General features: G+C 41.6%; 13 protein-coding genes. 11 read left to right on the forward strand and 2 right to left on the reverse strand.

All coding sequences use genetic code 11. The features are described from left to right. Positions 1-55: 55 nt before the first annotated feature. From FQ083_RS08685 to purH, 5 genes are all read left to right on the forward strand, one after another. The gene (locus FQ083_RS08685; RefSeq protein WP_149409568.1) at positions 56-928 is read left to right on the forward strand and encodes a tetratricopeptide repeat protein; all 873 of its coding nucleotides are present in this window, start codon (positions 56-58) and stop codon (positions 926-928) included. 116 nt (positions 929-1,044) lie between these two features. Then, on the forward strand, positions 1,045-1,971 hold the full coding sequence (gene prmA / locus FQ083_RS08690) for a 50S ribosomal protein L11 methyltransferase (protein ID WP_149409569.1): 927 nt from the start codon (positions 1,045-1,047) through the stop codon (positions 1,969-1,971). 179 nt (positions 1,972-2,150) lie between these two features. Beyond that, on the forward strand, positions 2,151-3,407 hold the full coding sequence (locus FQ083_RS08695) for a DUF3426 domain-containing protein (RefSeq protein WP_149409570.1): 1,257 nt from the start codon (positions 2,151-2,153) through the stop codon (positions 3,405-3,407). Positions 3,408-3,623: 216 nt separating this feature from the next. Continuing rightward, positions 3,624-3,884 carry a DNA-binding transcriptional regulator Fis gene (gene fis, locus FQ083_RS08700; RefSeq protein ID WP_088591987.1) on the forward strand — a complete coding sequence of 87 codons (261 nt, stop codon included), beginning with the start codon at positions 3,624-3,626 and terminating at the stop codon, positions 3,882-3,884. Positions 3,885-4,085: 201 nt separating this feature from the next. Further along, positions 4,086-5,666 (forward strand): bifunctional phosphoribosylaminoimidazolecarboxamide formyltransferase/IMP cyclohydrolase, encoded by a 1,581-nt coding sequence (purH, locus tag FQ083_RS08705; protein ID WP_149409571.1) that lies wholly within the window; start codon positions 4,086-4,088, stop codon positions 5,664-5,666. A 126-nt stretch (positions 5,667-5,792) separates the two neighbouring features. Here purH and FQ083_RS08710 read toward each other — a convergent pair whose 3' ends face one another. After that, the gene (locus FQ083_RS08710) at positions 5,793-7,667 is read right to left on the reverse strand and encodes a SurA N-terminal domain-containing protein (protein WP_149409572.1); all 1,875 of its coding nucleotides are present in this window, start codon (positions 7,665-7,667) and stop codon (positions 5,793-5,795) included. A 394-nt stretch (positions 7,668-8,061) separates the two neighbouring features. Next, the gene (locus tag FQ083_RS08715) at positions 8,062-8,334 is read right to left on the reverse strand and encodes an HU family DNA-binding protein (protein WP_011513979.1); all 273 of its coding nucleotides are present in this window, start codon (positions 8,332-8,334) and stop codon (positions 8,062-8,064) included. A gap of 490 nt (positions 8,335-8,824) precedes the next feature. On the opposite strand from FQ083_RS08715, the gene FQ083_RS08720 reads away from it, so the two are divergent. The 6 genes from FQ083_RS08720 to hscB all read left to right on the forward strand — a co-directional run bounded on the left by FQ083_RS08720 (position 8,825) and on the right by hscB (position 13,365). Further along, positions 8,825-9,472, forward strand: coding sequence for a hypothetical protein (locus FQ083_RS08720; protein WP_149409573.1), 648 nt, complete (start codon positions 8,825-8,827; stop codon positions 9,470-9,472). Between the two features lie 382 nt (positions 9,473-9,854). After that, positions 9,855-10,367, forward strand: coding sequence for an Rrf2 family transcriptional regulator (locus tag FQ083_RS08725; RefSeq protein WP_011513981.1), 513 nt, complete (start codon positions 9,855-9,857; stop codon positions 10,365-10,367). Further along, positions 10,364-11,590: an IscS subfamily cysteine desulfurase gene (locus FQ083_RS08730; RefSeq protein ID WP_149409574.1), complete on the forward strand. Its 1,227-nt coding sequence runs from the start codon at positions 10,364-10,366 to the stop codon at positions 11,588-11,590. Before FQ083_RS08725 ends, FQ083_RS08730 begins: the two co-directional genes overlap by 4 nt. 207 nt (positions 11,591-11,797) lie before the next feature. Next, complete coding sequence (gene iscU, locus FQ083_RS08735; protein WP_011513983.1) at positions 11,798-12,184, forward strand: Fe-S cluster assembly scaffold IscU; 387 nt, start codon at positions 11,798-11,800, stop codon at positions 12,182-12,184. Between the two features lie 218 nt (positions 12,185-12,402). Next, positions 12,403-12,723 carry an iron-sulfur cluster assembly protein IscA gene (gene iscA, locus FQ083_RS08740; RefSeq protein WP_011280745.1) on the forward strand — a complete coding sequence of 107 codons (321 nt, stop codon included), beginning with the start codon at positions 12,403-12,405 and terminating at the stop codon, positions 12,721-12,723. A 60-nt stretch (positions 12,724-12,783) separates the two neighbouring features. Continuing rightward, positions 12,784-13,365: a Fe-S protein assembly co-chaperone HscB gene (hscB, locus tag FQ083_RS08745; protein ID WP_149409575.1), complete on the forward strand. Its 582-nt coding sequence runs from the start codon at positions 12,784-12,786 to the stop codon at positions 13,363-13,365. The last annotated feature ends 93 nt before the right edge of the window (positions 13,366-13,458 follow it).

The raw sequence follows: 13,458 nt of genomic DNA on the forward strand, positions 1-13,458 counted from the left end.
AAAGGTTAGTAGCTGAACGATTTTAAGATTTTTAAAACTTAGAAAGGGTTTTAATATGGCGTTATCTATATTGCAAGCGTTGTTGACTCAGCAGACGATTGAAGCTCAGTCCAAAAAACAGCCAAAGCATTTGCATACAGCTCTTTTAATTAGCGCTTGTTTTGGCATGCTAAGTTTGAGTGCTTGTCAGACTGCACCAACTTCAATAAAAGCGCCTTCTGCTCAAACCTTCCCATCAACCAGTAGTCAAAAAACGACGCAACCTGAACAATCCACAATAGTGACGCAAACCTCTAGCACTGATCATAGTAGTTATGAAAGTGTTGAGAGTACTGAAGCTGATAAGACTGACGATAATTATCCTATCGAGCCTTATCATCCACCTGTATCAATAGAGTCGCCAACGGAATCGGTAACAGAAAAGCCACCTGTAATCTTGGGGTCTAATCAAAGCACGAGTCAAACTCCGATCGTAACTCAGCCTGATACCGTGATCCTCACGCCTGCTCGTGAAGATGAAGTGATATATGTGCCATCTATCCCGTCGCATAATGAGCTACTAGAGCGTGCGCGGCAGAACTCGCAGCGCAGTCAGAAAACCACCAACAATAATAGCAACTTGCCCGCCTTTCGTAACCTGATGCAAGTGGGCACTGAGCAATTAAAGGCAGGTAATCTCAATAGCGCTGAGAGCAGCTTCACCCGAGCTCAGCGCCTAGCACCCAAATCATCAGCGGTATATTTTTATCTTGCGCAAGTGGCACTCAAAAAAAATCAGCCGCGTAAGGCTGAAGCAATGGGACGGCGTGGGCTTAGTGTCTCTCAAGACAGCAGTCGCCGCCGTGCGCTATGGCAAATTATTCTACAGTCTGGACAAGCACAAGGTAATGCACGGGTGATAAAAGAAGCCAAACAAGCATTACGCTAATAGTATTATCTTTTTGATTAACCATGACGACTGACTATATAAGCGCTAAAATAGGCTTTTATAGTCGGTCGTTAATTTTTATTATCTATTTTTTATTTTGAAACAAGGTTACTTTTATGGCATGGCAACAACTTCACTTACAGTGTGAAAAAGACAACGTAGATCTTGCTGAAGCGCTATTATTAGAAGCAGGCGCGCTATCTATTGCACTTGATGATGCAGGCGACCAACCTTTATTTGAGCCACTTCCTGGTGAATCACCACTATGGGACGAGGTAATTTTAACAGGGCTCTTCGATGCTACGATAGAGACTGGAACTCGTGATGTTATCGAGCAACTCAGTCATGAGATTGCAGCCCAAGTGCAGGCGAGCCGTAGTTGGGTAAGTGCTGTCGATGACAAAGATTGGGAGCGTGAATGGATGTCCAATTACAAACCCATTGAGTGTGCCAATGACTTGTGGATTGTACCTAATTGGCTGACTCCGCCCAATCCTGAAGCGACAAACATCATAATGGATCCAGGCTTGGCATTTGGTACTGGCTACCATGCGACCACTCGCCTATGTCTTGATTGGCTAACTGAGCAGGACCTTACAGATAAAGTAGTGATTGATTATGGTTGCGGCTCAGGTATCTTGGGTATCGCTGCCTTATTATTAGGCGCGCGCCATGTTTATGCGGTGGACATTGACCCGCAAGCGGTACTGGCAACCAATCAAAATGCAGCACGCAATTCGGTCGACAATCGTTTGCAAGCGTTTTTACCAGAGGACTTCACTGCCTTTTGGCAACAGCAAAATATAGCGCCTGTAGAAGTAATGGTTGCCAATATTTTAGCCAAGCCACTGATAGGTCTAGCGCCTTATTTTGTCACCTTGATGGCACCAAAAAGTCGCATCGTCCTTGCCGGTTTGATTGAATCACAAACTGAGCAAGTGACCGAAGCGTATCAGCCTTATTTTGCGCTTGATCCTAAGCATGCTTTTACTGCACAAGAAGATCAACATTGGCAGAGATTGTCTGGTACATTTACAGGCTAGCAACATTAAATTACATCTGTTACGATAGAGTAGTAGTTAAATGTTGTGTATTTGGCGCTACTCTAGAGTTGCCTGTAGTTTATAATTAATAATACTTCAACAATGACATTGAAGTAATTGGCAGCGGTTGGTGAGTGGCTATACGGTATTCCTACTGATACCTTTTTGGATTCAACTCTATGACCACACCCATTAAAACCCAGTGTCCTCATTGTCATACCATTTTTAATATAAAAAATACCCAGTTAAATCAAAAAACCGCGACAGTCTGTTGTGAACATTGCCAGCAAATGTTTTTGGTGAATAACAATCTTATCGTCACTGCTGGTATAGACAGCAATCGTAAGCTGACAAGTACAGAAGTTTCTAGCGAGCGTGATAAGAAAATTAATGACATAACCTCTCATAAGAAACATTCTATTTTAGCTGCTGCAAACTTAAATGATACAGATATCTTAATTCATGACGATATGATACATGATGACATGATTCATGACGATATCGATATTGGGGCATCTGCTGACAAGAGTCTAAAATACGACTCACTAGATAGTATGGATGCTTGGCTTACACAAGCCACTGATAACAATAACGCTACCCAAAGTGCTATATCAGAAAGAAGTACTGCGAAAAAATTAGATAAACATTCAGATAAATCTATTGATTTATTTGAAGAAACTTCTACCTCTACTAAGCCTTCAAACCGCTCTCCTTCATCCGCAGAAGTGGCTTTAAGCTCAACGGCGGCTAACAGTATTCATGCCAATATTGATAATGATGCTGATGACTCGTGGCTCGAAAAACTGCTGAAAGAACAGCACCCACCCGAAGATACGCCAACCAATGATACTGATTTATCGCAATTACTCATTAGTATGGGCGTCGACTTTAAAGAAGAAGACCGTAATAAAGCGGCACATGCCAAAAGATTACAAGCGCAAGCCACATTCTCACCAACACCATCCCATCGTTCAGTAGCTTCATTACTATGGACATTAGGCTGTTTGGTGCTAGTACTACTACTTTTTGCTCAGTACATTATGTTTAACTTAAATAACTTAGTTAAAAATCCTGCACATGCTCAGCGCTTACAGACGATATGTACGATTGCAGCTTGTAGCCTGCCCAGTGCTGACTTGACTGCATTAACTATGAGTGATATCGGATACCGAGCCGGTCAAATAAACAGTGCAGCTGATTCTAGTGATATAAGCGCTACTCTAAATAATCAAAGCTCACAAGCACAGCTATATCCTCATATAAAAGTCAGTGTATATGGTGCCCATGCGCTGATTGGTGAGTTTATCGCTCCACCAGATAAGTACTTGGTTGGCAAACAAAGTCAATTAGCTTCTAATGGTCGTAAGCAGTTACTCTTTACGGTACCTATTGCCAATGCTCAAATTAGTAAAATTGCTATTAATCCCATTTACTGATGTTCGCTGACTGATATTCGCTCATTAACCTCATCTTCTTAAGATGATCGCTGCTGATTTTGATATAATAGCCAACGAGAGCCTCATGGTTTTACTCTTTAACCCCAAGGACATTATCTTATGACACCACAGGCACAGTATAATGCCAGTCATGTTAACAAAAGCGCTGGTAATCTTGATTATTATGAAGAGGACTACCATCGCTCAATCCGTAATGTGGAATCTGCTTTAGATGACACAGGTCATGCGCATGAGCCATTACGGATACATGTTGAACGCGTGGTGCGTCAATATTTTGCAATGTTAGGTGATGAGATACCAACTGACTTATATGAGCTTATTTTAAAAGAGATAGAGCAACCTTTGCTGTCTGTGGTACTAGAAAAAAGCCGTGGTAATCAAACCAAGTGTGCACAGATTTTAGGTCTAAATCGCGGTACACTACGCAAAAAGCTCAAAATATATGGTTTAATGTAATACTATAAATAATATTTTTGATAAATCTGACTTATTAATAAGTACCATCAATCCTATTTATGAAACGCTTACCTACCCTAACTGATATTATGTATGGCAGTTTGTAGTTTATGATCTTATCACTCACGATATGCTCTATACTGATTGTCATTGTTACCTTGCCAGACGTTTACGTCAGGCTTTTTTTATGGAAATTTTTTTATGAGTAAAGCCCCACTAGCACTACTGTCGGTCTCCAATAAATCCAATATCGTTGAGTTCGCTCAAGGTCTGATTAAAGCAGGTTTTGGTCTGTTATCGACTGGCGGTACTTTCCGTTTACTCACAGAGCATAATGTCGCTGTCACTGAAGTATCAGACTATACGGGTTTCCCTGAGATGATGGATGGTAGGGTTAAAACGCTTCATCCCAAGATTCACGGTGGCATTTTGGGACGCCGCGGCACAGATGATGCAGTGATGAGTGAGCACGCGATTGAGCGTATTGATTTGGTAGTCGTAAACCTTTATCCATTTGCAGAAACGATTGCCCGTAGTGACGTTACCATGAATGATGCCATCGAAAATATCGATATTGGCGGACCTACTATGGTACGTTCAGCGGCAAAGAATCATGCACACGTTGGTATTGTGACTGATCCAGCTGATTATACGCGTGTACTTGAAGCATTAGGAGATGGGACGACATTAACCCATGCCTTACGCTACGATTTAGCGGTTAAAGCGTTTGAGCATACGGCACAATACGACGGGATGATTGCCAACTTCTTAGGCAGCCGTATTAATGAGAATCAAGAGCCGGAAGATTTTTCACGTACCTTTAACGTTCAGCTAGAAAAAGTGCAAGACCTGCGCTATGGTGAAAACCCGCATCAAAAAGCAGCGTTCTATGTTGAAAACAATGCTTTAAAAAGCAAGCAAGCATCTATTGCTACTGCTAAGCAATTGCAAGGCAAAGCATTGTCTTATAACAATATCGCCGATACTGATGCCGCGCTTGAATGTGTGAAAGCTTTTAGTACGCCTGCCTGTGTGATTGTCAAACATGCCAACCCTTGCGGCGTTGCTGTCGACACTGATCAAGTAGCAGCATATCGCACTGCCTTCAGCACCGATCCTGAATCTTCTTTTGGCGGCATTATCGCTTTTAACCGCCCGTTAACACTTGCCGCTGCTAAAGCTATTATCGACAATCAGTTTGTTGAAGTCATTATTGCCCCAAGCATTGAAGACGGTGTCCTTGAAACGACAGCTAGCAAGAAAAACGTGCGCGTTTTGGTCTGCGGCGACTTGCCAGCACCTGAGTTACGTGACCGCCAGCTTGATTACAAGCGCGTCAATGGTGGCTTACTGGTGCAAGAGCAAGATTTAGGATTAATTACTGCCAATGATTTAAAAATCGTCACAGACGTGCAACCAACCGAAGCACAAATTGCTGACTTACTGTTTAGCTGGAACGTTGCAAAATACGTCAAATCTAACGCCATCGTTTATGCTAAAGGTCAGCGTACCATTGGTGTCGGCGCAGGTCAGATGAGCCGTGTTAACTCAGCCCGTATCGCTGCTATTAAAGCGGAGCACGCTGGACTTGCAACCGAAGGCGCGGTTATGGCATCTGATGCTTTCTTCCCATTCCGTGATGGTATCGATAATGCTGCCGAAGTAGGTATCGCAGCGATCATCCAACCAGGTGGCTCTATGCGTGATGATGAAACCATTGCTGCGGCAAATGAGCACGGTATCGCCATGGTATTCACGGGTATGCGTCATTTCCGTCATTAATTCATTATCAATTATTATCAGTATTAAAAATGCTTACCCTTGAATAAAAAAAGCCACTGTATGATTACAGTGGCTTTTTTTATGGTTAAAAATAGCTTTATTTAGAATGGATAGAGCACAAAGTACTTATCGCCCTTGAGCATTTTCCATATTGGCTTTATTAATCTCAACCTTATACACCAAACGCAAATAGTCTAAGTAATCTTGCAACTGATCTTGGCCTAAATTATCACGGATAATCGCTGCCGTTTGCGCTCTTTGGGCGGCAGATAATGGTGATTGCTGCTCTGTTTTGATACGGTCACCAACCAATACCGTTGCGCCCATTTCTGTTTTACTTGCTACGGCAACCACACCGTTCTCAGGTGCTTGCTTACTAAACGCTAAGCCGCGCTCTTTTTCCGTCAGCTGCGTAGTCTGACGATTGATCTCACCAAGCGCTTGGAATGTTACCCCTTGCTTATTGATATCAACGGTAGTCTTAATACCAGCCGCAAGTTTTTTCGCATCATTTAATGCCAATTCACTAGCCTTTTGCTGACGTAATAACTGCGTGATTCTAGGCGTCGCAGCAGTTAAAGACAATGTTTTGGTCGGACGATAGTTACTTGGCTGTACCCATACTGTGCCATTACCAACTTCAATACCAGCGGTGACCGCTTGGTCTTGAATGGTAAACTCATCAAACGCTTGTTTAATCACCGCTGGCTGAGCAAGGACAGATTTATTATTCTCTTTACGGTAATCTTTAAGACGTTTTAATGACACGTTTTCTTGCTGAGCAATATCTTCAATACTAAACCCATCTGCGGCTAAATCGTTAATCGCCGTTACTTTGTCAGCGTAGATTTCTTGACGCTTGTATTCTTTTGCTTTGGCAATTAACTCATCACGCATACTCTCAAGGCTTGGTATCTTGTTACCATTATCTTCAGTCACGGTAAATATCTGATAGCCAAAGCTGGTCTTTACCGGTACGCTGATATCGCCTACAATCAAACCTTCTAACGCTGTTTCTACTGCTGCAGCGTCATTGCCAAATACTGAAGGATTAAAGCGTCCGATATCGCCGCCTGTTTCGCCTGATGGATCATCTGACTCAGCTTTAGCAACCTTCGCAAAGGCTTCACCTTTGGCAAGACGCGCTTTAATTTTATCAGCACGTGCTTTGGCATCGCTACCAGTTAATAAGATTTGGCTAATCTTACGCTCATCGACGACGGCAAGGCTTTGCTTATAGGCTTCGTACTGCTGCTGTAAGTCCTCTTTAGTGACCTCGTTTACTTGGATGGTCTGAGGACTAAGCTGCAAGTAAGCCAAATCGACCATAGCAGCGCTCTTTAGCGTGTCTTTATCGGCATCATAATACGCTTGAATGTCATTTTTACTCAATTTAACTTTTGACACATAATCTTGCCAATTAAAACGATGTAGCCAAATATTGCGTGCCTCTAGCTGTAAATCAATCAGTTGACTGACTGCTTTCATCGGATAGGCAGCAGTACCAACGATACTGGCATTCAGCTGATCTAAGCTCAACTGATTGCGGAACTCATCAAACAGCTGATTTTTTGTCATATTGCGTTGACGTAAAAAGCTTGCAAACTGATCATTTGAAAACTCGCCATCTGCACCTTTAAAGATCTCTTCTTGACGCAACAGACGATTGATGGTGTCATCAGAGACGGTCATACCAAGCTTGCCAGCCTGCTGCTCTAGCAAGGTGCGGTCAATCAGACCTTTTAACACTTGCTCATGTAGCACATCTTCATTTAATAAACTGGCATCATCAACTTGGTCTAAAAGCTCAGTACGGCGATTGTTTACTGCCGTTTGATACTCTGATAGGCCGATACTCGCTTCCCCTACCTGAGCGATCTGATTGGGATCGACATTACCCCCAAAGTAGCTTTCGACGCCCAATAGAGCGAGCGGCGATAGGCATAAAATCAATAAAATGCGACCCGGCCAGCTTTTTAAGAAATCGCGCAATTTATCCATAGTTATCTCTGCTTTATTAACCTATATTGATGAAAAACCATTGTAATACTATTAATAATATCAACGCTCTACAAGCTGGCAATGGTAAGAAAATGGTAAAACTAAGAAGGGGTACATTTTATTATGGTTGCTCAAGGCGGATAACACCGTCTTTGTTCGAACAACATCTCTGTCGCGCGCCCTATGATACGTGATTTTTGATGCAGACTCAAAATATTCGGGCGATATAATACAAACCACAGCACTAAAAAAAGCACCTATTATCTAGGTGCTTTTTTGATGAGTCGCTCATAGCTGTTATGAGCCATCACTTTTTATCACTTTACCGTCAACAGACGCCGTTCTTATTCGTGTATCACGCCATAAGCTGCGACTGTCTTTAAATAGATACGGCTTAGTTCAAGCGTTCTTTTAGGTTTTTACCAGCTTTAAAGCTTGGTACTTTGCTAGCTGGGATACTTAGCTCTTCACCAGTCTTAGGGTTACGGCCAGTACGTGCTTTACGGTCTTTTACGCTAAAAGTACCAAAACCAACTAGTGAAATGCTATCGCCAGCTTCTAGAGCTTCGCCAACGCTTTCCATAACTGCGTTCAATGCATCGCCAGCTTGAGTTTTATTTAGACCACTTTTCTCAGCAATGCTATCAATTAATTCTGACTTATTCATAAAATTTCCTTCAAGTTTTAGGGGGTAAAAAAACGCTCACGCCAAGCATTGTATCGCCCTCAGAGCACTTAAGCAATAAAAACCACTTGGCTTATGCATAAACAGGTTTTGCTTTGTTATCGCCTTTATAGCAAGGCAACATAAGGAGCGCAAGCAATTTTACATATTTTTGTGCACTCTACAACGTATTTGACACCCAATGTTACCTAAACCTGCTGCAATATGATGACAAAAACGCTATTTTAGCTTTTGTTTGCTGAGCCCTTATCTAGACGCTGATGTTTATCAACGCCAACTATAAACTATGATAGTTAACGCATGAAATAAAAGAATTATTGTCAGGTAATAATTTTGCAACTGACAGAAACCCGCGTTACTTTTTATCATAAAGGCGTTACTATAAGCGCAATGTCATTGCATACTTTGGGTCGGTTTTAACCCTTACTTATCTTATTATGTTTTATTTGAACAATAAAAACGGATTATTTACATGAAGCGTTCTACGTTGTCTCACTCTTTTCTTAATGTCATCTTGGTGTTTATCGAATCGACGCTGACCCTATTGTTACGTTTAGATCCAGAACTCCGTAAAGCCGCTTATCCACTTGCTAAGCAAGAAACTGTCGTTGCGCTTAGATTATATCTACCACACGTAGAGGTGTTCGCTACTTTTAGTACCAAAGGCGTGTTATTAGATGACAGGCTACCTATTGGTCGCAGTGAGCCTGATGTCGTGATCAATGCTTATAGCCTGCAAGTGATTAATGCCATTACCACGCATGATAGTGAAACCACTGAAAAGCTGCAAATGCGTGGTGAAACGGTACAGGTTCAGCTGGTTAAGCAATTTATTATGCAGCTTGGTCTAGGTAGCTTAATTCAAGGCTTAATCAAAAAGATTAAGGGCGGTAAAAGCAAGCCCAAGCCGACCGAAGCGGAAATGGCAGATAAAAAAGAAAGCTACAAGCTACGTATTAAAGAACAGCAGATCGAAATTACTACTTTGACCATCAAAAATCGTGAGCTCGAAATCGCTGTCAAAGAGTTACAAAGCAAACAAAAGACTTTTATCATCACGACAGTAATTGCTTCTATCATTGCTCTTGCTGCCATCATTGCACTGTTTGTGATGAATTAATGTTCAAAAAACAACCTGATGTATAGATGATTTTTTAAAAATATCTCTTAAGAGCGTTTGATATGACAGATCGTCTATCAAGCGCTTTTTTCGTTTTATCTTCAATCATTGTTTTTATCAATCATCGTCATTAATATCACTAACCATTCAACCACACTTTAATCTTGACTAAATTACTCGGGATTGAGTATAATTACCTTATCGTTGCACACATCGGGTAAACCATCTGTTGTTTAATAACGATAAGACACACTTAGTCGACAGATGATTTTTCTTATTAGCAGCATAGCTATTTATATGTGACTGGCTATCTCTTAACCATCTGACCGATACTAAGATCGTTGTTAAATAAAATTATCCTTAAAAAGTTTGGAGATAACACATGCGTTTAACTACTCGAGGCAGATATGCCGTGACCGCTTTGCTAGATTTGGCATTACAAACCAGCCAACAAGAAAGCGCGGTGTCTTTATCCGACATTGCCAAGCGACAGTCCATTTCTATATCCTACCTTGAGCAGTTATTCTCAAAACTTCGTAAGCGTGGTTTGGTCACTAGTATTCGCGGCGCAGCAGGTGGCTATTATTTAGCAAAGCCACTTGATCAGATTGATGTCATGAGTATCATCTCTGCTGTCGATGAATCGGTCAATGCCATGCAGTGTGAAGGACGCGGCGACTGCCAAGGTGGTACAATGTGTCTGACCCATGATTTGTGGTGTGCATTATCAAATCATGTAGAGCAGTACTTGAAAAATATAACATTAGCGCAATTATTAAACATGGAGCACGTGCAGTCTGTATCAGACCGGCAGCACAGCGATGCTCTAAAAGATATTTCTATAAAAGACATTAACACTATTACTTTATCGACCAGCGAGGCAAACCCAGCATGAGCCAACATAACACCCTTATATATTTAGATTATGCCGCCACGACGCCAGTTGCTAAGTCAGTCGCTGCCAAGATGAGCGAATATCTGACGGTAGATGGCATCTTTGGTAACCCAGCATCACGCTCGCATGGCTACGGCTGGCAAGCAGAAGAAGCGGTAGAAACGGCTCGTCAGCAAGTTGCTGAGGTTATCAATGCTGATCCTCGCGAAATCGTCTTTACCTCTGGTGCGACAGAATCTGATAACTTAGCCATCAAAGGTGCTGCTCATTTTTATCAGTCTCGTGGTAAGCATATTATTACCAGTAAAATTGAGCATAAAGCGGTATTAGATACCTGCCGTGAGCTTGAGCAAGAAGGTTTTGAGATTACGTATCTTGAGCCGCAGCCAAGCACTGGCATGATTTTACCAGAGCAAGTAAAAGAAGCTCTGCGTGAAGATACTATCTTAGTGTCTCTCATGATGGTGAATAATGAGCTTGGTACGGTGACTGATGTTGCAGCGATTGGTGAAATCACGCGCGAAGCGGGTGTTGTTTTTCACGTTGATGGCGCACAGTCTGTTGGTAAAGTACTTATCAACCTTGCAGAGATGAAAATTGACTTAATGAGTTTCTCAGGTCATAAAGCTTATGGTCCTAAAGGTATTGGTGCCCTATTCGTTAGTCGCAAGCCGCGTATTCGCCTAAAAGCCGAGCAGCATGGCGGTGGTCATGAGCGCGGTATGCGTTCAGGTACGTTGCCGACTCACCAAATCGTAGGTCTTGGCGCAGCATTTGAGTTAGCTAATCAGCGCTATCAAGAAGACAATGCACATGCGGCAAAATTACGCCAAAAACTGTGGGATGGTCTACAAGATATTGAAGAGATTTATCTAAACGGTGATTTAGAAAACAGCGTACCTAATATTGTAAATATCAGCTTTAACTTTGTTGAAGGCGAATCACTGATGATGTCGCTAAAAGACTTAGCTGTCTCATCAGGTTCAGCTTGTACGTCAGCGACTCTTGAGCCATCTTATGTCTTGCGCGCTATTGGTCGCCCAGATGAGTTGGCACATAGCTCAATCAGATTTAGCTTTGGTCGTTATACTACTGAAGAAGACATTGATACGGTTATCACCCAGATGCATCAAGCTGTTGATAAATTACGTGCGCTATCGCCACTTTGGGATATGTATCAAGAAGGCGTTGATTTAGATTCAGTAGAATGGTCTGAGCACTGATACTACATTTAAGCTTTATAATTTTAAAAATAATGGCAACAGCGATATTTTTATTTACTTTTTCTATTAAACATAAAAATATCGCCATAGCTAATGAATCAGACAATTATACATTAAGTGTTTGACCCCAATTATCGATGAGCCAGTAACCCATTAACGAAGACAGTCATTAAATGACAGCTCATCATCTAACCAGGAGAAAACCCCATGGCCTATAGTGACCAAGTTATTGATCATTACGAAAATCCACGCAACGTTGGCAATCTTGATAAAAATGCCAAAAACGTCGGCACTGGTATGGTCGGCGCACCAGCCTGTGGTGATGTCATGCGTTTACAAATCCAAGTCGATGATAACGGTATTATCGAAGATGCACGCTTCAAAACTTACGGTTGTGGTTCAGCCATTGCGTCAAGCTCGCTCGTTACTGAGTGGCTAAAAGGCAAAAGCTTGGATCAAGCTGGTGAAATTAAAAACAGTCACATTGCTGAAGAATTGGCATTGCCACCAGTAAAAGTACATTGTTCTGTACTAGCAGAAGATGCGATTAAAGCTGCTATTAGTGATTATAAAGGCAAGCATGTTCCTGCTTGAGCCCAGTCGTCGTTAAAATGACCAGCTATATTAAGTAGTGTATAAGCTGTTTAATATATATTGTTTAGCAACTTGTTCTCTGTATGAAAGCGCAAGCTGCCAAAAAGCGGCTAACGCCAAGGAGGTGACAATGACGGTTATGTAATTGTCACCTTTTATTTATTTCGTTATTTATTTTGAATTTTTATCCCTATTATTGATAGTCAATGGGAGTTGGCATGATTGAAATGACAGAACGCGCCGCTCAACATGTGCGTGAGTTTTTGGACAATCGCGGTAAAGGCGAAGGCATACGAGTGGGTATTCGTACGGCAGGATGTTCAGGCTTGGCTTATGTTTTAGAGTTCGTCGATATCCCTGATGAAAACGACACCCGTTATGAGAGCCTTGGTGTTAGTATTTTTATTGACCCTAAAAGCTTGGTATATCTCGATGGTCTATTAATGGATTATGAAAAAGAAGGTCTCAATGAAGGCTTTAAATTCAGTAATCCTAATCAGAAAGGCGAATGTGGCTGCGGTGAGTCTTTTACGGTTTAACCGTTTTTATTATATAAAATAGAAGCCCTTAAAATAATAAATAAAATAAAGGCAGACGATATGACAGACAACGTATTAGAACCACAGTTTGATAATTTTTTTGCCTTATTTGAGCAGCCCGTACAGTTTGAGGTTGTACAAGACAATTTGGATCAGCGTTTACGTTTTTTGCAAAAACGCTATCATCCTGACAATGTAGCAAAAAATATAGCCAATATTGCAAAAGTACAGCAGCAATCTGAGCAAGCATCAGCGCTTATTAATCAAGGGTATCAAACTCTGAGTTCGCCTGATAGTCGAGCCAGCTACTTGTTAGATATGGCAGGTCAAGCGCAAAGTCTAGAGCATTCCATCGCAGATCTGGACTTCTTAGAAGACGCTATGGAAATGCGTATGGATTTGGATGACGCTATTGGTGCTCAAGACATAGCAACGCTAAAGCAGTTACATCCACAGATTATAGAACGTCTAGCAAAGCAGTCAGCAAGCTTTAAAAACGCTTATGAGTCTCAAGACTGGCAAACCGCTATTGATTCTACCCAAAAGCTGAAATTTCTGGTGAAGTTAAATGCTGACGTCGTGACAGCCATTGATGGAATTTCGGCAGCTACACATTTAGATGATGATGATTTATATGTGTAATTAACGCGCTTATTAGTAGCGTTATTATTGAATATAATAATAACGGCTCAATTTATAATACGTTTCAGAAGTTTTAAAAAGCGACGATTAAAG

It is taken from the genome of Psychrobacter sp. ANT_H59, from assembly GCF_008369225.1.
In the GTDB taxonomy this organism is placed as follows: domain Bacteria; phylum Pseudomonadota; class Gammaproteobacteria; order Pseudomonadales; family Moraxellaceae; genus Psychrobacter; species Psychrobacter cryohalolentis.